18 protein-coding genes are annotated in these 20,711 nt (G+C 67.7%); 11 read left to right on the top strand and 7 right to left on the bottom strand.

The window, feature by feature from the left end:
• Positions 1-127 precede the first annotated feature (127 nt).
• On the top strand, positions 128-1,468 hold the full coding sequence (locus ACERLL_RS06725; RefSeq protein ID WP_373655305.1) for a heterodisulfide reductase-related iron-sulfur binding cluster: 1,341 nt from the start codon (positions 128-130) through the stop codon (positions 1,466-1,468).
• 254 nt (positions 1,469-1,722) lie between these two features.
• Positions 1,723-2,304, top strand: coding sequence for a DUF3501 family protein (locus ACERLL_RS06720; protein WP_373655304.1), 582 nt, complete (start codon positions 1,723-1,725; stop codon positions 2,302-2,304).
• A 171-nt stretch (positions 2,305-2,475) separates the two neighbouring features.
• Here ACERLL_RS06720 and ACERLL_RS06715 read toward each other — a convergent pair whose 3' ends face one another.
• Together ACERLL_RS06715 and ACERLL_RS06710 are read right to left on the bottom strand one after the other, a co-directional pair.
• A complete protein-coding gene (locus ACERLL_RS06715) occupies positions 2,476-3,279 on the bottom strand; it encodes an ABC transporter permease (protein WP_373655303.1) in 804 nt (267 codons plus the stop codon).
• Positions 3,269-3,976: an ABC transporter ATP-binding protein gene (locus ACERLL_RS06710; RefSeq protein WP_373655302.1), complete on the bottom strand. Its 708-nt coding sequence runs from the start codon at positions 3,974-3,976 to the stop codon at positions 3,269-3,271. Before ACERLL_RS06710 ends, ACERLL_RS06715 begins: the two co-directional genes overlap by 11 nt.
• Positions 3,977-4,109: 133 nt before the next feature.
• Here ACERLL_RS06710 and ACERLL_RS06705 point away from each other — a divergent pair, with 133 nt between their 5' ends.
• The 3 genes from ACERLL_RS06705 to ACERLL_RS06695 all read left to right on the top strand — a co-directional run bounded on the left by ACERLL_RS06705 (position 4,110) and on the right by ACERLL_RS06695 (position 7,945).
• Complete coding sequence (locus ACERLL_RS06705) at positions 4,110-4,490, top strand: DnaJ family domain-containing protein (protein WP_373655301.1); 381 nt, start codon at positions 4,110-4,112, stop codon at positions 4,488-4,490.
• Between the two features lie 182 nt (positions 4,491-4,672).
• On the top strand, positions 4,673-7,210 hold the full coding sequence (locus ACERLL_RS06700) for a putative bifunctional diguanylate cyclase/phosphodiesterase (protein ID WP_373655300.1): 2,538 nt from the start codon (positions 4,673-4,675) through the stop codon (positions 7,208-7,210).
• A gap of 102 nt (positions 7,211-7,312) precedes the next feature.
• Positions 7,313-7,945 (top strand): phosphoribosyltransferase, encoded by a 633-nt coding sequence (locus tag ACERLL_RS06695; protein WP_373655299.1) that lies wholly within the window; start codon positions 7,313-7,315, stop codon positions 7,943-7,945.
• 24 nt (positions 7,946-7,969) lie between these two features.
• On the opposite strand, the gene ACERLL_RS06690 is transcribed toward ACERLL_RS06695, so the two are convergent.
• Entirely contained in the window at positions 7,970-8,275 is a 306-nt protein-coding gene (locus ACERLL_RS06690; protein ID WP_373655298.1) for a hypothetical protein, read from the bottom strand.
• A 213-nt stretch (positions 8,276-8,488) separates the two neighbouring features.
• Between ACERLL_RS06690 and ACERLL_RS06685 the strand changes: the two genes are divergently transcribed.
• The 3 genes from ACERLL_RS06685 to ftsH are packed head-to-tail and all read left to right on the top strand — an operon-like array spanning position 8,489 to position 11,948.
• Positions 8,489-9,235, top strand: coding sequence for a DUF72 domain-containing protein (locus ACERLL_RS06685; RefSeq protein ID WP_373655297.1), 747 nt, complete (start codon positions 8,489-8,491; stop codon positions 9,233-9,235).
• Positions 9,236-9,248: 13 nt separating this feature from the next.
• Positions 9,249-9,890 (top strand): dienelactone hydrolase family protein, encoded by a 642-nt coding sequence (locus ACERLL_RS06680; protein ID WP_373655296.1) that lies wholly within the window; start codon positions 9,249-9,251, stop codon positions 9,888-9,890.
• Positions 9,891-9,947: 57 nt separating this feature from the next.
• Complete coding sequence (ftsH, locus tag ACERLL_RS06675) at positions 9,948-11,948, top strand: ATP-dependent zinc metalloprotease FtsH (protein ID WP_373655295.1); 2,001 nt, start codon at positions 9,948-9,950, stop codon at positions 11,946-11,948.
• A gap of 46 nt (positions 11,949-11,994) precedes the next feature.
• On the opposite strand, the gene ACERLL_RS06670 is transcribed toward ftsH, so the two are convergent.
• Positions 11,995-13,254, bottom strand: coding sequence for an MgtC/SapB family protein (locus ACERLL_RS06670; RefSeq protein WP_373655294.1), 1,260 nt, complete (start codon positions 13,252-13,254; stop codon positions 11,995-11,997).
• 12 nt (positions 13,255-13,266) lie between these two features.
• Positions 13,267-14,586, bottom strand: coding sequence for a citrate synthase (locus tag ACERLL_RS06665; RefSeq protein ID WP_373655293.1), 1,320 nt, complete (start codon positions 14,584-14,586; stop codon positions 13,267-13,269).
• 227 nt (positions 14,587-14,813) lie between these two features.
• Here ACERLL_RS06665 and apaG point away from each other — a divergent pair, with 227 nt between their 5' ends.
• The gene (apaG, locus tag ACERLL_RS06660) at positions 14,814-15,191 is read left to right on the top strand and encodes a Co2+/Mg2+ efflux protein ApaG (RefSeq protein ID WP_373655292.1); all 378 of its coding nucleotides are present in this window, start codon (positions 14,814-14,816) and stop codon (positions 15,189-15,191) included.
• A gap of 61 nt (positions 15,192-15,252) precedes the next feature.
• Here apaG and ACERLL_RS06655 read toward each other — a convergent pair whose 3' ends face one another.
• Positions 15,253-16,014, bottom strand: a complete 762-nt coding sequence (locus ACERLL_RS06655) for a YdcF family protein (protein WP_373655291.1) — start codon at positions 16,012-16,014, stop codon at positions 15,253-15,255.
• Between the two features lie 60 nt (positions 16,015-16,074).
• On the opposite strand from ACERLL_RS06655, the gene ACERLL_RS06650 reads away from it, so the two are divergent.
• Positions 16,075-16,602: a hypothetical protein gene (locus tag ACERLL_RS06650; RefSeq protein WP_373655290.1), complete on the top strand. Its 528-nt coding sequence runs from the start codon at positions 16,075-16,077 to the stop codon at positions 16,600-16,602.
• 46 nt (positions 16,603-16,648) lie between these two features.
• The gene (locus tag ACERLL_RS06645) at positions 16,649-17,740 is read left to right on the top strand and encodes an EAL domain-containing protein (protein WP_373655289.1); all 1,092 of its coding nucleotides are present in this window, start codon (positions 16,649-16,651) and stop codon (positions 17,738-17,740) included.
• A 110-nt stretch (positions 17,741-17,850) separates the two neighbouring features.
• Here ACERLL_RS06645 and acnA read toward each other — a convergent pair whose 3' ends face one another.
• A complete protein-coding gene (acnA, locus tag ACERLL_RS06640; RefSeq protein ID WP_373655288.1) occupies positions 17,851-20,520 on the bottom strand; it encodes an aconitate hydratase AcnA in 2,670 nt (889 codons plus the stop codon).
• Positions 20,521-20,711 lie beyond the last annotated feature (191 nt).

The following is a 20,711-nucleotide window of genomic DNA, read 5'->3' as shown; positions in this document are numbered from 1 at the left end:
GCTGGGGCGTCCTGGCATGGGCCCTCAGCGCCTGATTTTTCGGCCCGCGTAACGAGCGGAACGCCCGACCCCGCACCTCGGCAGGCGCTCGGCACGGCGCATGCCGGCCCAATCCAAGGAGACGCGGATGGCGGAAGAGGGAGCCTCCAAGGCGCCGCAGCGGCACTCCCTGAAGTGGGAGGAAGCATCCTTCTGGGACACGGATGCCCTCCATCAGGAGATGGACCGGATATTCGACATCTGCCACACCTGCCGGCGGTGCCTCTCGCTGTGCAAGGCCTTCCCCACCCTGTTCGATCTCATCGATGAGTCGGAGACCATGGAGGTGGACAGCCTCACCCGGGAAGACCATTTCCAGGTGGTGGATCGCTGCTATCTCTGCGACATGTGCTTCATGGCCAAGTGTCCCTATGTGCCGCCGCACGAGTGGGAGGTGGACTTCCCCCACCTCATGCTGCGGGCCAAGGCCATCCAGTACCGGAACGGCGAGCCTTCCCTCCGCGACAAGATCCTGACCCAGACCGACACTCTCGGCCGCGTGGCGGCCCGGCCCGGGGTGGCGCCGCTGGTGAACTGGGCCAACCGCCAGAAGCCGCTGCGGGCGGGCCTGGAGAAGGCGCTCGGCGTGCACCGGGACCGCGAGCTGCCCGAGTACGCCTCCCGGACCTTCACGAGCTGGCGGAAGCGCTATCGGGGGCCGAATCCAGAACCGGTCCCGGGCGCGGAGACCACCGGCAAGGTGGCGGTTTTCGGCACCTGCTACGTGAACTACCAGATCCCGCAGCTGGGCCGGGACCTGGTGGCCGTTCTCGAGCACAACGGCATCCCCGTGCGCTTCGTGGACGGCGAGCGGTGCTGCGGCATGCCCCGCCTGGAGCTGGGGGACTTCGAATCGGTCACCGCCGCCAAGGACGCCAACCTGCCCAAGCTGGAGGCCCTCGTGGACGAGGGCTGGGACATCCTCGCCCCGGTCCCTTCCTGCGCCCTGATGTTCCGCCAGGAGTACGGCAACGTGGCGCCCGGGGACGAGCGGGTCCAGAAGGTGGCGAAACGGGTCTTCGACCCCTTCGAGTACTTCATGCAGCGCCATCGTGAAGGGCTGCTGAGCACCGATTTCCAAGAGGGGCTGGGCAAGGTGGCCTACCACCGGCCCTGCCACCAGCACGTCCAGAACATCGGCCCCCAGACCCAGCGCATGCTGGAGCTGATTCCGGATACGGAGGTGGCCGCGTTCGAGCGCTGCTCCGGCCACGACGGTACCTGGGGCGTGAAGGTGGAGTGGTTCGAGAAGTCCATGGAGATCGGCAAGCCGCTGTTCCGGCGGGTGCGGGAGGCGGAGGCGGATTTCTACGCCAGCGATTGCCCCATCGCCGGCACCCAGATCAAGCAGGGCCTGGAGACCGAGGAGCCGCCCACCCACCCCCTAACCCTGCTGCGGATGGCCTACGGCTTGGAGGAGAAAGCCTAGTGCGCCGGGGCGGAAATTCCCGGCCTGCTGAAGGATCCGGGAGGCGGGGCAAGGTCTCCGGGCTCCAAGGGGACCCTGTCCTCCGGACATCCCTTCAGTCGCCCTGCGACCTTGCCCCGCCTCCCGGATTCCTGATGAAAACCTGGAATAGGATTTCCGCCCCGGCGCACTAGGGCGGAGCCCGCTGCCTTGGCTGCCGGGCGGTTCTGTACTGAGTCGTCCCGACGGGGCGAAACCGGACATGGAGGATTCCCATGCAGGCAATCACCCAGCAGGAGCTGTTGTCCCTGGAGGACTACGAAAAGCAGCGCAAGGAGATCCAGGGCCGGATCCAGGACCACAAGGCCGGTAGACGCCTGGATCTGGACGGCCACATCACTCTATTCTTCGAGGATCGCGACACCATGTGGTATCAGGTCCAGGAGATGGCCCGGGCCGAGCGGCTGTTCAAGCCCGAGGAGCTCCAGGACGAGCTGGACGTCTACAATCCGCTGATACCGGACGGCTCCAACCTCAAGGCCACCCTGATGATCCAGTACGATGACCGGGCCGAGCGCCAGGAGCGCCTGGCGGAGCTGGTGGGGGTCGAGCACCAGGTATGGGTACGGGTGGACGGCCACGACAAGGCGTACGCCCATGCCGACGAGGATCTGGACCGCTCCACCCCGGACAAGACCTCCACGGTCCACTTCATGCGCTTCGAGCTGGCCCCGGAGATGGTGGATGCCTGGAAATCGGGCAGCCCCGTCCACATGGGGATCGACCATGAAAAGCGTCAGATCGAGGTGACCGTGCCCGAGCTCCTGCACGAGAAGCTGGCCAACGATTTCGATTGAGACGGCGTGAGAAAACGCCGAGAAGCCAAGAACGCCAAGCAAAAAGAACAGGGACTAGGCCGGCCCTATAATCCGGGAAAAATGGCGCAGTCCCGCCTGCTATAGGCAATAAGCGGCTACAGGATTTTTCCACGTTAATCTTGGCGTTCTTGGCGCCCCTGGCGGTTCAAATCAGTTCTTTTCCTTCAGGGCCTCGCTCCGGATCCGGCCCCGGGAGTCCACTAGCCTCCGCAGGCTCCCCAGCACCGCGCCCACCGTACCCAGCGCCGTTCCCGCGGCGACCAGGAAGAAGATCATGATCTGGTATTTCACCGCCTCCACGGGCGGCGTCCCGGACAGGATCTGGCCGGTCATCATGCCGGGGAGGCTGACCACCCCGGCCACCGACATGCCGTTGATGATGGGGGTGGTGCCGACCCGCACGGCCTCCCGGGCCAGGTCCCGGATAGCCTCCCGGCGGGTGGCGCCCAGCGCGAGGAGCAGCTCGATGTGGTCCTGCTCGCGGCGCAGCCCGGTGAGGACCCGGTCCATCCCCAGGGCGATGCCGTTCAGGGTGTTGCCCAGGATCATGCCCAGCAGGGGGATGGCGTACTGCGGCCGGAACCAGGGGTCCACGGAAACGATGCCCGCCAGGGCCACCGCCGTCACCATGAAGGACGATCCGACCATGATCCCCCAGCCCAGGGGATAGATTCCCGAGAAGCGGAACTTCTGCCGGGCCACGGCCTCGCGGCCGGCGAGCACGGCCATGAGCAGCCCCAGACCCACCACGGCCATGGGATGGCGCAGGCCGAAGACCCATTCCAGCACCATGCCCACCGCCAGCAGCTGCACGATCATCCGCCCGGCGGCCACCAATATGAAGCGGCCCATGCCCAGGCTCATGGCCAGGGAAATGCCGGCGTTGAGCAGGATCAAAGAGGCGGCGACGGTCAGGTCCACCGCCGTGAGCGCGACCGGGCCCTCACCCTCCATGCGCGCCTCCCCGTTCCGGAACTGCAGTCTGGAAACGCTGCATGATTGGTCCGAATCTCGCCCGGTCCCGCTCGGGCCCCTTAAGGGCGGCGCCCTCCAGGTGATAGAGCGCTTCTCCCGCGCGCTCGGCCTGCTCGGGGTCGTGGGTCACCCACAATACGGCGGTTCCGGCGTCCGCACGCTCGCGTATGACCGACTCCACCAGGGCGGTGGCGCCGGGGTCCAGGGCCCCGGTGGGCTCGTCCAGGAGCAGGATCCGGGGGTTGCCGCTGACCAGCAGGGCCAGCGCCGCCCGGAGGGATTCCCCCGTGGACAGGGCGGCGGCCTGGCGGTCGAGTAGGCCCGGATCCAGGCCCACCGCCTTCAGGGCGTTTTCCAGGTCGGCCACCTGCGAGCCCTTGCCGAACCGCTCGAGCTGGCCTGTCAGGTGGCGCAGGGTGCCCGGGCCGAAGGCGGGCGTGGCTGGGAGGTAGCCTACGGCACGGCGGTAGGCCGGTGCCGGATAGCTCTCCGCGGGTCGGCCCTCGAGCTCCACCCGGCCGTGCTCGGGACGGTCCAGGTCGGCGAGGAGGCGGAGCAGGCAGCTCTTCCCGGAGCCGCTGGGACCCGCCAGCAGGGTCACCGAACCGGCCGGGAGGTCCAGGTCCAGGGGGCCCAGGGCGGGCTCGCTCAGCTCCAGGCTCCGGGCTGTGAGCAAGGGCGGCTCCTTGATGGCATGCTCCTTGTGGGGTTGTGGCGCGCGGTCGGGCGCCCCGGCTACAATGACCGATGCCGCCCGGGGCGGCCCAAGGATAGCGCATTGACAGGGCGGGCTCACGCCCGGGAGAGCGATGGTGTTTCTGTTTCAACGGCTGGCGGAAGAACGGATCCAGGAGGCCATGGAGGAGGGCGTCTTCGACGACCTTCCCGGGGAAGGGGAGCCCCTGGAGCTCGAGGACGACTCCATGGTTCCAGAGGAGCTGCGCACGGCCTACCGGATGCTCAAGAATTCGGGGCACCTTCCGCCGGAGCTCGCGCCCAACCAGGAGATCAAGCAATTGGAGGATCTCCTCGAGGTGGTGGAGGATCCCGCCGAGGCCAGCAAGGCCCGCGCCCGGCTGCGGGTGCTGGCGGAGCGTGTGCGGCTGGGCCGGGGCCGCAGCACTTCCCTGAAGACCGAGCAGATCTACAAGGAGAAGCTGCTGCGCCGGTTTGCCTCCGATGGTGAGTGAGCCCGGGGCGGTCGGCGGGGACAGTGCCTAGCTCAGTGTCCGCCGAGTCGGACAGGGAAGTCCGCAATCCACTCAGGGAAATTTTTTCGCCGGGTTTTTCCTGGTAGGCTCTGGTCCGTAAAGGGTGGGGCGAAGCGTCTTCTCACTCCCCTGGAACGCCAGGAGCCACCTCCCCGGTCCCCATGAAATCCATCAAGGGCTTCATCCTCATAGCGGCTCTGGCCGTTTCCATCCTCCTCTATTTCGGGGTGTACGGCGTGGCCTCCCGGATCTACCACCAGGAGGTGGAGGAGAACGCGAGCCGCTTCTCGGAGCTTCTGGCGCGGCAGACTTTCCAGTCCATGTTCCAGATCATGCGCCGCGGCTGGGACCGGGAGCAGGTGAAGGATTTCCTGGCGGCCAACCGGGAAGCCTTCGCGGGGAGCGCCTTCTCGCTGACCATCTTCCGCGGGCCCCTGGTGACCCGGCGATTCGGACCCATCGAGCAGCCCGCCATCGAGGGACCCGTGGACCGCGCCCTGCGCACCGGGGAGGAGCAGCGGCTTCGCTCCGGCCGGCGGGTCTCGCACGTGTTCCCGCTGAAGGCCCGCCCGGAGTGTCTGCGCTGTCACACCAACGCGGAAAAGGGGGCCGTGCTGGGCGCCATCAAGGTGGACCAGGACCTCACGCCCATTCTGGAACGGGCCGACGACAACTTCAGCCTCGCCTTCCTGGCCATCGCGCCGCTGCCCCTGGTGGTGGCCTGGGGCGTGGCCACCCTCCTGAGCCGGCGCATCAATCGATCGGTGGACCATCTCGACGGCGATATCGAGCGTGTGCGTAGCGTGGCGGACCTCCGGGACGTCCGGGTGCCCGAGCACCAGCTCGGCTTCGACGAGCTCAACGAGCTGGCCGGCAAGGTCCGCGAGCTGGCGGACAAGATGCGCACCATCGCCGTGGACAAGGACCTGCTGGAGTTCGAGATCCGGCTCCTGGAGAAGTTCGTGATCACCTCCGACGTGGTGCAGGACTGGCAGGAGTACATCAAGACCCTGCTGTCCGAGATCAATGGCGTGATGGAGGTCTATTTCCTGTTCTCCCTGTTCAAGGTGGAGGAGGAAACCTACGACATCGAGCTGTTCTGGCTGCGCCGGCCCTCGGATACCTCCCGGGATACCGTCACGCGCTGCATCCACGGCGCGCTCAAGGGCAACCCGCATTTCGGGGAGGCCGCCGCCGTGGAGATCCACCACCACGTAGTGGACCCAGAGAGCGAGCTGCCCGAGATCCCCGAGGCGGAAGTGGAGCTCCAGACCAAGACCCTGCTCCTGGAGACGCCCAAGATCGGCGGTGTGGTGGGTATCGGGGTGCACACCAGCACGGCGCAGGATCCCACCCGGCTTCTGGTGACCGAGAGCATCCTGTCCACGCTGCTGAACGTAGTGGGCTCGGTGCGGGCTATCTCCAAGTACACCCGGGATCTGGAGTACTACGCCAGCCGTGATCCCCTGACGGACCTCTACAACCAGCGCACCTTCCGGGAGTTCCTGAGCTACGAGGTGGGCCGGGCCCAGCGCCACGACTACGCCTTCGGCCTGCTGCTCATCGACCTGGACAACTTCAAGAACATCAACGACCGCTTCGGTCACCAGGTTGGGGATCAGTTCCTGCAGCAGTTCTCGTCGGCGCTTCACGAGGCCCTGCGGCGCGGCGACGTCCTGGCCCGCTACGGCGGGGACGAGTTCTTGGCCCTTCTGCCCGAGACCGGCTCGGAACAGGCCTACATGGTCGCCCAGCGGCTGCTGGAGGCCACCGACGGTTTGGTCCTGGACACGCCGGAAGGCGCCCGGGTCCGGGCCACCGTTTCCATCGGCATCGCCATGTATCCCGACCATGCCGACGAGGGCCAGGACCTGTTCCTGTTCGCGGACAACATGATGTACCGGGCCAAGGCCGAAGGTAAGCACCGTATCGGCATGCCCACCGAGGAGGACGTGGTGGAGGTCTTCCGGGAGCTGGGCGAGAAGAGCCATCTGGTGCAGGAGGCCTTCGACAACAAGGAGGTGATTCCCTACTACCAGCCCATCCGCCAGGTGGAGGGGGGAGACGCGGTGGCCCACGAGGTGCTGAGCCGCATCCACACCGAGGGGATGGTGCTGGGGGCGGGAGAGTTCATCGAGCACGCCGAGCGCATGGGTGTGGTGCACAAGCTCGACTTCCTGGTCATGGAGCGGGCCTTCGCCGATGCGCGGGCTGCCGGCTACGCGGGCATGCTGTTCATCAACCTCTCGCCGCGGGCGCTGGTGCTGCAGGAGTTCCTGACCCGGACCCGGACCCTGGTGCGCCAGTACGGCATCGAGCCCACTTCCGTGGTCTTCGAGCTCACCGAGCGCGAGACGGTGCGCAACCTTACCCTGCTGGAGAAGTTCATCACCGACCTGAAGCTGGACGGCTTCCAGTTCGCGGTGGACGACTTCGGCAGCGGCTTCGCCTCCTTCCACTACCTGAAGCGTCTGCCCATCGACTACGTCAAGATCGACGGCGACTTCGTGGTCAATATGGCCCGGGACCCCCGCGACCACGCCTTCGTGAAGAGCATGGCCACCCTGGCGTCGGAGCTGGGCATACGGACCATCGCCGAGTTCATCGAGGACGAGGAGATCCTCGGTGCGGTTCGGGCGGTGGATATCCCCCTGGCCCAGGGCTTCCATCTGGGCCACCCGGCTCCGAAGCTGGATTGATATCGGGCCGGTCACTCCGTGATCCCACCAATTCCCGAGCCCGCCCACCAATGATAGAAAATCGGAAATATCCCCGGTACGGGCGTTCGGGAGGAGAAGGCCGTGTACCGCGACAGAGCGCAGGCCGGCGAGCGGCTGGCGGCCCTGCTTGGCGAGCGGGGCATACAGGGCGATATCGTACTGGCGGTTCCGCGCGGCGGACTGCCGGTGGGCCGCGTGGTCGCGGACGCCCTGGGCATTCCGCTGGATATCGTGGTGGCCCGCAAGATGGGCGCTCCGGGCAATCCCGAGCTGGCCATCGGTGCGGTGGCCAGCGACGGCAGCGTATGGAGGAACCAGGGGCTGATCCAGCAGCTTGGCGTGGATGACGCCTACCTGGAGGAGGCCCGGCAGCGGGAGGCGGCCAACGCCCGGGAGAAGTTCGACCGCTACCGCGGGGACCACCCCGACCCAGAGCTGGCGGGCAAGACAGTACTGATCGTGGACGACGGCGTGGCTACCGGGGCCACCACCGTGGCCTGCATCCGTCTGGCCTACAGCCAGGGCGCCCGGCGCGTGGTGCTGGCCATCCCGGTGGCGCCTCCGGAGAGCATTCGGCGTCTGGAGCGGGAGGTGGACGTGGTGATCGCGGCGGAGACGCCGGAGTGGTTCATGGCCGTGGGGCAGTTCTACTCCGAATTCGGCCAAGTGTCGGACGAGGAGGCGATGCAGTATCTGACCCCCGGCAAGCGCTAGCCCGGGGGTCCCGGAATTCCGGTATCAGGCGGCCGGGTATACCCGCTCGCTCCACCAATCCCCCGTGGAATCGCAGATCTGGCATTCCACGGAAGGTTGGCGGGTATGCTTGACCAGCCGGCTTACCGCCTGGAATAGCCAATGGGTGTAGGCGGGATTGTTGTCCAGATAGCCCACCCCCAGATGGATTCGCCGTCCCTCGGTAACCACTTCGCTGGGGCGCTGCGAGCGGTCCAGGCGTCGGCTGAGGTCGGTGAGGGTTTCCTGGACTTCCGGATGATGGATATCCGCCACCTCCAGGTCGGCGTACAGCTGCAGATCTCTAGCCATGGCCATGCCTCCTCTGGGCAGTTTCGGGCCAACCCTTCTTTCCTTATAACGCCGCTTTTTGGGCTTTTTCAAACCAAAAATGCTGGCAGGGAGGCAGTTGCGGCCCTCCTTTTGGAGGAATGGATGAGGGGCCCATGAGGTGGTGCCTTGCAAATCTGCCGTCTGGCGGGTTGCATGGGAAAGATCCGCAAGCACGATCGCCAGGTGGCAGTCATGAGCGACCACGAAGCCCCTCGAATCCGCATCGGCACCTCCGGCTGGCAGTACGACCACTGGCGGGGGCCCTTCTATCCCCAGGATCTGCCCAAGAACGCCTTCCTCGAATACTACGCGGAGCGGTTCGCCGCCACGGAGATCAACAGCTTCTTCTACGGCCTTCCGAAGGAGGAAACCGTCCGCAAATGGCGGGAGGGCGTGCCCGATGGATTCCGGTTCGCCGTGAAGGCCAGCCGCTACATTACCCATATGAAGAAGCTCAAGGACCCCGGTCCCAGCCTGGAGCGGTTCTGGGAGCGGGCCGAGGCCCTGGGGAGCCGGCTGGGCCCGGTGCTGTTCCAGCTTCCGCCCAATTGGAAGGTCAACGCGGACCGGCTTCGGCAGTTCCTGGAGGCCTTGCCCAGAGGGCCCGAATACACCTTCGAGCTCCGCGATCCCAGCTGGTTCGATGCGCGGGTGTACGAGCTGCTCCAGGAGCACGGCGCGGCCTTCTGCATCTACGAGCTTGGTGAGACGGCCAGCCCCCTGCAAGTGACCGCTGACTTTGTCTACGTTCGTCTGCACGGGCCCGAGGAGGAATACGCCGGGAGCTACGGGGATGAGGCCCTGCAAGCGTGGGGCCAGCGGCTCCGGGAATGGCAGGATCAGGGGAAAGCCGCTTATGTGTTCTTCGACAACGATGAAGCGGGACACGCGGCCCGCAATGCCCTGCGGCTCCGTGAGATGCTGAGCGGGGGCACATGAACGGGGGTTGGCCATGGCGGGTGAAATCGTCCAGATTCCACTGAACGGCACGAGCCTCGACGGCGAGCTGGTGATCCCGGACAGGGCCGAGGGGCTGGTGATCTTCGTCCACGGCAGTGGAAGCAGCCGCTTGTCCCCGCGCAATAACTACGTGGCCCGGGTCCTGCAGGAAGCGGGTATGGCCACCTTCCTGTTCGACCTGCTCACCGCCAGCGAGGACCAGGTCTACGCCAACCGTTTCGACATTCCGCTCCTGAGCCAGCGCCTGATCACGGTGGTGCACTGGGTGCGGGGCAAGAACGGGGTCCGGGATCTTCCCCTGGGACTGTTCGGCGCCAGCACCGGGGCCGCGGCGGCGCTCCGGGCCACCGCGGAGCTCGGCGAGACCGTCGACACGGTGGTCTCCCGCGGCGGCCGCCCGGATCTGGCCGGAGAGCCCCTCGCTCGCGTGCGGGCCCCGGTCCTCCTGATCGTGGGGGGGCTGGATCAGGTGGTTATCGATCTCAATCAGGAGGCCGCCAAGGAGCTCGCCGGGGAAAGCCATCTTGAAATCGTCCCCGGCGCGACCCATCTGTTCGAGGAGGAGGGTAAACTGGAACGGGTCGCGGAGCTGGCTTCCCGGTGGCTCAAGACCCATCTGGCCGCCTCCTTCTGACCCCCGGTACCGGGTCGCCCCCGAGTCCTATTCCCACCCAGGAAAGCGGAAAACATTATGGCGCAGTCCAATCAGGAAGGCGGCACCCCCGAGGACGGTACCCGGGGCCCGTTTCCGCCGCGGGAGCAGTGGCGTTACTGGATCTGGTTCCTGGTGCTCGGCCTGCTGTTCGGCTATTTCCTCTGGATGGGCGGGCAGGGCGGCAACCAGGTGGAGCTCTCCTATACCCAGTTCAAGCAGGAAGTGCGTGCCGGGACGGTGGCCGAGGTCACCGTGCGTGGGCAGCGGATCGACGGCCGCTTCAAGAGCGAGGCCAGTCCCGTCACCGATCCGGCCAAGCAGGCCCCCAATCAGCCGACCCGGTTCACCACCGCCAAGCCGCCCTTCGACGATCCCAACCTCATGGATGTGCTGGAGCAGAACGGGGTCAAGGTCACCGCCGTACCCCAGGGCGACTCGCTGCTCGGACCGCTGCTCATCGGCCTACTGCCCCTGCTCCTTATCATCGGGCTGATCTGGTTCGCCAGCCGGCGCATGCAGAGCCAGCTCGGCGGCATGGGCCAGCAGATCAGCGGCTTCACCAAATCGCAGGCGAAGCGCTACGAGAAGACCGCCAGCAGCGTCACCTTCGAGGACGTGGCCGGCTCCGATAACGCCAAGCGGGACCTCCAGGAGCTGGTGGACTACCTGAAGGAGCCCGAGCAGTTCCGCAGGCTGGGCGCCGAGATCCCCCACGGGGTGCTGCTCATGGGACCGCCCGGCACCGGCAAGACCTTGATGGCCAAGGCGGTGGCCGGGGAGGCCGGTGTGCCCTTCTACTCCATTTCCGGCTCCCAGTTCGTGGAGATGTTCGTGGGCGTGGGTGCTTCCCGGGTGCGCGACATGTTCAACGACGCCAAGAAGGAAGCCCCCGCCATCATCTTCATCGACGAGATCGACGCCGTGGGCCGCCAGCGGGGCGCCGGCCTCGGCGGCGGCCACGACGAACGGGAGCAGACCCTCAACCAGATCCTCGCCGAGATGGACGGCTTCGAGTCCGATGAATCGGTGGTGGTCATGGCCGCCACCAACCGCCCGGACGTGCTGGACTCCGCGCTGCTGCGGCCGGGCCGCTTCGACCGCAAGGTGACCCTGGAGCGGCCGCCCAAGCCGGCCCGCGAGGCCATTCTCAGGGTCCACACCCGGGACGTGCCGCTGGGCGCCGACGTGGATCTGGGCACCATCGCCGCCCGCACCGTGGGCTTTTCCGGGGCCGATCTGGAGAACCTGGTGAACGAGGCCGCGCTGTTCGCCGCCCGCGCCCGCAAGGATCAGGTGGACAGCGAGGACTTCGACAAGGCCCGGGACAAGATCCTGTTCGGCAGCGAGCGGGAGGATCTGCTGCAGGAGGACGAGAAGCGGCGCATCGCCTACCACGAGTCGGGACATACCCTGGTGGCGCGCCTGCTCAGGGAGACGGATCCGCTCAAGAAGGTGACCATTATCCCCCGGGGACAGGCCCTGGGCGCCACCGAGCAGGTTCCGGAGGAGGACCGTTACAACTACACCGTGGGCTATCTGCGGGCGCGGCTGGCGGTCATGCTGGGCGGCCGGGTGGCCGAGAAGGTGCGCTTCAACGATTTCTCCACGGGCGCCCACGACGACCTCAAGCAGACGACCCGACTGGCGCGCCAGATGGTGACCCAGTGGGGCATGAGCGACAAGGTGGGGCCCGTGGCCTTCCGGGAAGGGGAGGAGCACGTCTTCCTGGGCCGGGAGATGGGCCAGGCCAAGGACTACAGCGAGTACACGGCCCGGATCATCGACCAGGAGGTACACGACCTGATCGCCGCCCAGGAAAAGCGCGCCGAGGAGCTGCTTGCCGGCAATCGCGACCGCCTGGACGCGCTGGCGGAGGCCCTGCTGGAGCGGGAGACCCTCGATGCCGCGGAGATTGACGAGCTCCTCGGCATGGCGCCGGATAGCCGTGGCGAGGAGGAGGCGATCCCCGAGAGCGAGGCCCGGAGCCCTTCACGCTCCTCCGCCTATAGCTGGCGGGAGGACGGCGACGGGTCGTGAGCCCGCCCCAGGGCCCGCCGGCTGGCACGCGGCGCGGGGCCGGGCTTCAGAGCAGGAGCACCGCGGCCATCCCCCCCGCGAGTACCACGCCGAAAGCGGCCGCCACCGGACCGGCCATGCCGCGCCCGGCGATGCCCACCACCAGCCCGCCCTTGACCACCGTGTTGACCATGGCCGCCAGGGTGATGGCGCGGGCGGCGACATGCGTCGACAGCTCTCCCTGGGCCATGCGGCTCAGGGAGAGGGTGATGGCGTCCACGTCGGTCAGCCCCGACACCCCCGCCAGCAGGTAGACCCCTGCATCCCCCAGCCAGGCGCGGGCTCCCTCCGCCAGCAGCATGATGGTGGCCAAGAGGAAGCCGAACTGGAGGGCGGGACCGATCTCGAAGGGGTTCTGCAGCGCTACCTCGCCCGGCGTGTCGCCGTTCCCCGCCTTCCACCACAGGAGACCTGCGGCGAGGAAGCCCAGCGCCGTCATGGTGGCCATTACCGGGCCCAGCACCGGCAGCACGTCGCTATTCACCACCGCGGCCTCCAGGGCGATGCGGGGGAACATGGTGGCCGCGGAGAGGGCGACGCCCGCCGCCAGCAGTCGGCGGAGGTCCGGTTGCCGCCGCCCCAGCCGGGAGAAGCTGAGCGTGGTGGCGGTGGAGGAGGCGAGCCCGCCGGCCAGGCCCGTCAGCGGCACCCCGCGGTTCGGACCCATGAGCTTGACCGCGAAGTAGCCCACGAAGGAAATCCCGGCGATCAGGACCACCATCCACCACAGGGCGTAGGGGTTGAGCGCCCCCCAGGGGCCCAGGCCGCGGTTGGGCAGCACGGGCAGGATCACCACGGAGATCAGCAGGAGCTTGAGGGCGGCGAACAGCTCCGGCTCGGTGAGCCGGCGCAGCCAGTCGTGGAGGACCGGCTTGAGGCCCAGCAGGAAGGCGGTGATGACGGCTCCCGCGGCGGCCACCGCCATGGAGCCGGAAACCGTCAAGGCGCCGAAGGCGAAGGTGAGCAAGAGCGCCACCACGGTGGTGATGCCGTGGTCGGGCTGGTCGCCGCCGCGCACCATCTGCAGGTGGGCGAGGATCACCACCACGGCCAGGGCCGCGAAGCCCACCCCGAGGACCGCCGGCCCGAAGTCCCGGGCCAGCAGGGCCCACACGCCGCCCATGAGGCCCGTCAGGCCGAAGGTGCGCAGGCCGGCCAGGCGGGCCCCCTCGGAGCGCTCGCGGAGCTGCCAGCCCCGCTCCAGTCCGATGAGCAGGCCCAGGGCCAGCGCCAGTCCCAGGCGCTGGAACAGGTGGAGCAGCTCCAAGGCGCGCCGGCGTTAGCCGCGCTCGGACAGGGGCACGAAGGTGCGCGCCTCGGGTCCGGTGTAGAGCTGCCGAGGCCGGGTAATGCGCCGGGAGGGGTCCTCGATCTGCTCTTTCCAGTGGGCGATCCAGCCCGGCAGCCGGCCGAGCGAGAACATCACCGTGAAGAAGTTGGTGGGAATGCCCATGGCCCGGTAGATCAGGCCGCTGTAGAAATCCACGTTCGGATACAGCTTGCGGTCGGTGAAGTAGCTGTCCGAGAGGGCGGTCTCCTCGAGCTTCAGGGCGATCTCCAGCAGGGGATCGTGGATGCCGAGCTTGTCGAACACCCGGTAGGCGGCGTCCTTGATGATGCGGGCCCGGGGATCGTAGTTCTTGTAGACCCGATGGCCAAAGCCCATGAGGCGGAAGGATGAATTCTTGTCCTTGGCTAGCTCGATGTACTTGCGGACGTCGCCGCCGTCGGCGTGGATCTCCTCCAGCATCTCCACCACGGCCTGATTGGCGCCGCCGTGGAGCACGCCCCACAGGGCGTTGATGCCCGCGGAGATGGAGGCGAACAGGTTGGTCTGGGCGCTGCCCACCGTGCGCACGGTGTGCGTGGAGCAGTTCTGCTCGTGGTCGGCGTGCAGGATCAGCAGCTGGTTCAGCACCTGCACCAGGTCCTCGTCCACCTCGTAGGGCTCGGTGGGTAGGGCGAACATCATGTGCAGCAGGTTCGCGCAGTAGGACAGGTTGTTCTGGGGATAGACGAAGGGCTCCCCGTGCAGCTTCTTGTAGGCGAAGGCGGCGATGGTGCGCAGCTTGGAGAGCAGGCGGACGATGGTGCGCTCCCGCTCCACCGGATTGAGCGAATCCTGCGCCTCGGGATAGAAAGTGGACAGCGAGTTGACCATGGCCGAAAGGATCGCCATGGGATGGGCGGTCATGGGGTAGCCGTCGTAGAACCGCTTCATGTCTTCGTGAAGCAGCGAATGCTCCGACAGGGCCCGGGAGAAGGAGTCGTGCTGCTCCTTGGTGGGCAGCTCGCCGTAGATCAGGAGGTAGGAGGTCTCCACGAAGGAGGCCCCCTCGGCGAGGTCCTCGATGGAGTAGCCCCGGTAGCGCAGGATGCCCTGCTCCCCGTCCAGGTAGGTGACCGCGCTGGCCGTGGCTGCCGTGTTGGCCAGGGCCGGGTCGTAGGTGACCAGTCCGGTCTCGCCGCGGACGCGGGTAATATCGACGCCCCGTTCCGCTTCCGTACCCTCCAGCATATCCAAGGGGGTGCCCGCGCCCTGGTGACGGAGCTCCGCCGTGCCGGACAGGCGCCGTAAGGTGTGGGCATCATCCGTCATTACACGCTCCTTCTGGACAGCTATCGAGGCCCCGGAGCGGATTCTCTCCCTCCGGCAGGCCGAAAAAGGTAATTGTACGCGCCTCGGCCAACCCCGCCCACCGGGCCATCCGGCAATGCCACCCGCTTTCCGATGACCCGCGCCGCCCTCCGGGCCGACCGCCTCCGGGAAAGCCCGGCTTCGGGTTGCAGGCGGCGGAAAGGACTGCTTCACTTGGGGGCATGTCCATGAGCCCCGAATACGTGAAAGTCCGCGCCCTGGCCCAGTACCTTCCGGGCCAGTCGTCCCCCGAAGGCAGCCACTACGTGTTCGCCTATACCATCCGCATCCACAACGCCGGCCATCAGCCCGTCCGGCTGCTCGCCCGCCACTGGTACGTGGAATACGGGGAGGGACAGGTCACCGAGGTGGAAGGCGAGGGCGTGGTGGGGGAACAGCCCCTGATCGAGCCCGGCGAGGCCTATGAATACACCTCGGGCACTCCTTTGCCCACCCCCTCCGCCTCCATGCACGGCTCCTACCACATGGTGGTGCCCGATACCGGCGAGGAGATCGACGTCCCCGTCCCCCGCTTCCCCCTGGAGGCGTTCCCCACCGCCCACTAGCGGATCGCCCGGCCCCGGAAGAGTCGGGAATGTAACCAATTTCCGAGGCGGGACACCAGGCTTACAACCAACCGCGTACCCAATAATAGGCCAGCCCCAGATACTCATGCGCGGCGTTGCTGCTTATCTTCAGGTGGCCCGCGGAAGGCAGGAAATCCAGCCAGTGATAGGGCTCGCCGAGCCCCTCGTGGTAGTCGGTGGGGGCCGGTATGGGGTGCAGGTTCCCGGCGGCGAAGGTGGCCATGGCCCGGGGCATGTGCCAGGCGGTGGTGACCAGCACCACCCGATCACGGTCGCCGAGCAGGGTATCCAGGTGCGTGACGTGCTCGCGGGTGTTCCGGGAGGCGGTCTCTTGGTGCAGGCGTCCCGGGGCGATGCCGTAGTCCCCGGAGAGCGTTTGCGCCATGAGCCGGCCGGTGGGCACGCCGCGTCCCAGGGGAAGGCCGCCCGTGGTGTACACCGGGAGGTCGGACGCCCGCGCCAAGTGGGCGGCGAAGCGGGTGCGCTGCAGGGTGGAATCGCCGGGTGCGCCGCTGCCGTACTCCGGACTGTCGGCGATTTGTCCGCCGCCCAGTACCACGATGGCCTCGGCCTCCGCCGGAACGGTCTGCAAGGCCGGGTAGCGGGACTCCAACGGCGCGAGCAGTAGCTCCGCACCCGGCCGGATGCTCAGGAGATAGGTGGCCGTCAGGACCACCGCCCCGAGCCCCCAGGCCACCCTCGGAAAACGCCGCGCCGCCACCAGGGCGACAAGCCCGCCCAGGATGAGGATGCCCGGCGGCATGGCCAGGTAGCCGATCGCCTTGGCAATGTGCAGCAGCATCGCATACCCTTGATTCGTCGGGAACGCCGCATGGGGTGTTCCGTGTCAGAGGAGACAGGGATGAGCTCCCAGGAAGCCGAGAACAATCCGTCCTATGGGCCGCCGGGCCAGGGCGCTCCGCAGAGCCGGGTCGAGTGGGTGCTCGAGGAGACCCTGCGCAGCCGGCGCTTCCTCGCCGCCATGGTGGTGGGCCCCGAGGGCTGGGCCGTGGCGAACCGCGGGTTCGACCATCCGGACCGGATCACCGCCCTGGCCCCGGATTCTATCCAGCTTCTGGACCGGCTGAAAGGCGCTTTCCCGCTGGAGCGCAGCCAGGCAAGCCGCCAGCCCGGCGAGGCGGTATCCTTCGCCGGCTTCGGTGAGGCCGCCTCGGAGGAGGCCGCCGAAACGGCGCCGGAATACGTGGCGGTGAGTCTGGGCCAGGAGCGCAAGCTCCTGTTCAGGCCCCTGGAAGTGCAGGGCAAGGCCATGACCCTGGTCCTGCTCACGCAGGCCCTGTCCGGGAATACGGACGCGGTTCTGGAGGGGATCGGCCGCGCCGTCACCACCTGCCTGGTCACCGACTGGACGCGTCTCACGGAGTCCTGAGCCGGCTGCACGCACGCCTGTCCCGGCCGCATTTCGAGGAGAAGCCATGACGGACGGATGGCGAGCGGCATGTCCCAATTGCGAGCGGATGCCGGACCGGATCGACGGTCCGGGGCGGCTGCTGCTCTGGAGTCCGCTCGGGCACACCCGGGGAAAGCTGCTCCGGCTGCTCGGGGAGGCGGGCTTGGCCTGGGAAGAGCGCGACGAGCTCGGCGCCCTGATGGTGGGCCTGGAGGCCGGGGCGCCCCCGCAGCTGGCGGGCCGGCTGCGGCCGGGGCTGAGCGGCGTGGAGCTCGACCATGTCCGGGCGCTCTATCTCCCGGGAGAGACGGAGCCGGGACCGGGCGATTACGGCCGGGTGGCCCCGCTGGGACAGTGGCTGGCCGCCGCCGAGGCGGGCTGGCTGGTGGACATGATGGCCGAAAAGCGCCTCACCAGCCATTTCCAGCCCATCGTGGAAGCCCGGGACCCGAGCCGGATCTTCGCCTTCGAGGCCCTGCTGCGCGGCCTGCAGCCGGACGGCGGAGTGGTGGGAGGCGGTCCGATCGTCGGGCTGGCGGCCGAGGCGGATCTGCTCTTCCAGCTCGATCTGGCGGCCCGGCGCAGCGCTGTCGCCGCCTTCGCTGGCCAGGGGTCCGGGGAGCGGCGGGTGTTCATCAACTTCACCCCCACCTCCATCTATGATCCCGCCTATTGCCTGCAGACCACCTTCCGGGCGGTGGAGGAAGCCGGCCTCCGTCCCGATCAGGTGGTGTTCGAGGTGACCGAATCGGAGCGCGTGGGTGACATGGCCACCCTGACCGATGTCCTGGGCTATTACCGGGAGGCCGGTTTCGGCGTGGCGCTGGACGACCTCGGCTCCGGTTACGCCTCGCTCAATCTCCTGCACGTGCTCCAGCCGGATTTCGTCAAGCTCGACATGGAGCTGATCCGGGATGTGGACCGGCAGCCCCACAAGGCCGCCCTGGCCGGGAAGCTGCTGGAGGCCACCGCCGCCATGGGGATCCGGAGCGTGGCCGAGGGCGTGGAGACCCCGGGAGAATGCCAGTGGGTGCGGGAGCACGGCGCCGACCTGATACAGGGCTTCCTGATCGGACGCCCCGGACCTGAGCTGGCGAAATCCGGCTGGACGGCGTGATCGCTTCGCCGTAGCCCCCTCTTCTCCCCGGGAGCGGTATCCTGGAAATACAAAGGGCCCCGGCCGGAAGCCGGGGCCCTTCTGCGCTGGGCCGGCTGCCGGGCCTTCCGCTAGCCGGCCATGGTACGCAGCACGTAGGGCAGGATGCCGCCGTGCTTGAAGTAGGCCAGCTCGTTGGGGGTATCCAGGCGCGGCTGAACCATGAAGCGCTTCTCGGTGCCGTCCGGCCCGTGCACGAAGACGATTAGGTCCTCCTCGGGATCCTCGATGTCGTACATGCCTACGATGTCGAAGGTCTCCGCCCCGGTGAGCTCCAGCTCCTCGGCGTTGTCGCCGTGCTGGAACTCCAGCGGCAGGATGCCCATGCCAATCAGATTGGAGCGGTGGATGCGCTCGAAGCTCTCGGCGATCACCGCCTGAACGCCGAGTAGGGCGGGGCCCTTGGCGGCCCAGTCCCGGGAGCTGCCGGTTCCGTACTCGCGACCGGCCATGACGATGAGCGGGGTCCCCTCGGCCCGATAGCGCATGGCGGCGTCGTAGATGGGCATCAGCTCGCCGCTGGGGACATGGGTGGTCCAGCCGCCCTCGCGTCCCTGGGCCAGCTTGTTGCGCAGGCGCACATTGGCGAACGTGCCCCGCATCATTACCTCATGGTTGCCTCGGCGCGCCCCGTAGGAGTTGAAGTCCGCGGGGGAAACGCCGTGCTCCATGAGGTACTGCCCCGCCGGACTCTCCGGATCGATGGCGCCCGCCGGGGAGATATGGTCGGTGGTCACCGAATCGCCCAGGTTGGCGAGGCAGCGGGCACCGTAGATGTCGGTGGGCGCGCCCACGTCCTTCTCTAGGTCGGCGAAGAAGGGCGGATTCTGGATGTAGGTGGAATCGGCGTCCCAGGCGAACCGGTCCCCGGTGGGCGCGTCCAGCTCCTTCCAGTGGTCGTCGCCCTCGAAGATGTGGGCGTAGGCACGCCGGTAATCCTCGGGGTCCAGGGCGCTCCGCAGCAGGCTGTCCACCTCGGACAGCGACGGCCACAGGTCCTTGAGGTAGACGGGACTGCCGTCGCTAGCGTGGCCGAGGGGCTCGCTGTAGGGGTCGAAATCCATGGTCCCGGCCAGGGCGTAGGCCACCACCAGCGGCGGGCTTGCCAGGTAGTTGGCCTTCACCTTGGCGTGGATCCGGCCCTCGAAGTTGCGGTTGCCGGAAAGCACCGAAGCGGCCACCAGGTCGCCCTCGTTGATGGCGGCCTCCACGGCCTCGGGCAGGGGCCCGCTGTTGCCGATGCAGGTGGTGCAGCCGTAGCCCACCAGATTGAAGCGCAGCTCCTCCAGGTAGGAAAGCAGGCCGGCGGATTCCAGGTAGTCGGTCACCACCCGCGAGCCGGGCGCGAGGCTGGTCTTCACCCAGGGCTTGGTGGTCAGGCCCTTCTCCACGGCGTTCTTGGCGATGAGTCCCGCCGCCAGCATCACCGAGGGGTTGGAGGTGTTGGTGCAGGAGGTGATGGCGGCGATCACCACCGAGCCGTGCCCCAGCTCCGCGCGCCCGGTGTCCAGGTCGGCTGCGGCCTTGGCGTCCGCATCCTTGCCGAAGGTCTCGCGCAGGGCGCTCCCGAAGCTCTCCTTGGCCTCGGAGAGCGCGACGCGGTCCTGTGGCCGCTTGGGGCCGGCCAGGCTCGGCACCACGCTGGACAGGTCCACCTCCACGGTGGCGTTGAAGATGGGCTCGGGCTGCTCCGGCGTCCAGAACAGGCCCTGGGCCTTGAGGTAGGCCTCGGTGCGGGCGACCTGCTCCTCGGAGCGGCCGCTGGCGCGCATGTAATCCAGGGTCCCCTCGTCCACCGGGAAGAAGCCCATGGTGGCGCCGTATTCCGGGGCCATGTTGGCGATGGTGGCGCGATCCGCCAGGGGCAGCTCGCCGATGGCGGGGCCGTAGAACTCCACGAACTTGCCCACCACGCCGTGGGAGCGCAGCAGCTCGGTGATGGTCAGCACCAGGTCCGTTGCGGTGGCGCCCTCGGGCAGCTTGCCGGTGAGGCGCACGCCCACCACCTCGGGGATGAGCATGGACACCGGCTGGCCGAGCATGGCCGCCTCGGCCTCGATGCCGCCCACGCCCCAGCCGAGCACGCCCAGGCCATTGATCATGGTGGTATGGGAGTCGGTGCCCACCAGGGTATCCGGATAGGCCAGGGCCTGGCCGCCGTCCTCGTCGGCGAACACCACGCGGGCCAGGTACTCCAGGTTCACCTGGTGGACGATGCCGGACTCGGCGGGGACCACCTGGAAGTTGTCCAGGGCGTTCTGCCCCCAGCGCAGGAAGGCGTACCGTTCGCGGTTGCGCTCGTACTCCTTCTCGGTATTCGCCTCCCAGGCGCCCTGCGTGCCGAACTGGTCCACCTGCACCGAGTGGTCGATAACCAGCTCCGCCGGCACCAGCGGGTTGATGCGGCCCGGATCGCCGCCCAGCTCGCCCATGGCGTCCCGCATGGCCGCCAGGTCCACAACGGCCGGCACGCCGGTGAAGTCCTGCAACAGCACCCGGGCCGGGGAGAAGCCCACCTCGCTCGATCCGGCGGTTTCGGGCGTCCAATGCACCAGCGGCTCCACCTCGCTCGCACGCACGCGCTCGCCGTCCTCGTTGCGCAGCAGATTCTCCAGCAGTACCCGCAGGCTCACCGGCATGCGGGAGACGTCGGCGTTCAGGCGGTTGAGGTTGAAGTAGGCATATTCGGTACCGTTCACCGGCAGGGTGTCGCGGGTCCCGAAGCTGTCCAGGCTGGCCATGGGCGTGCTCCTGAGAAGTCCGTTAACGGTTGGAATCTATTCGTCGAGATGGTTGGTTGGCAGTGTGTAGGAGCGGCTGTCCCGGCCGCGACCCAATGAGCCCCGGACGACGACAGAGCGCAGCCTTCCGCCTGTGCGGCGGAAGGCTGCGCATCGCGGCCAGGAGGCCGCTCCTACATCGCCTTGTTATC

Source organism: Thiohalorhabdus sp. Cl-TMA (assembly GCF_041821045.1).
GTDB classification, from domain to species: domain Bacteria; phylum Pseudomonadota; class Gammaproteobacteria; order Thiohalorhabdales; family Thiohalorhabdaceae; genus Thiohalorhabdus; species Thiohalorhabdus methylotropha.
The sequence above is the reverse complement of the archived record's forward strand: the minus strand, read 5'-3'. Positions and strand labels throughout refer to the sequence as shown.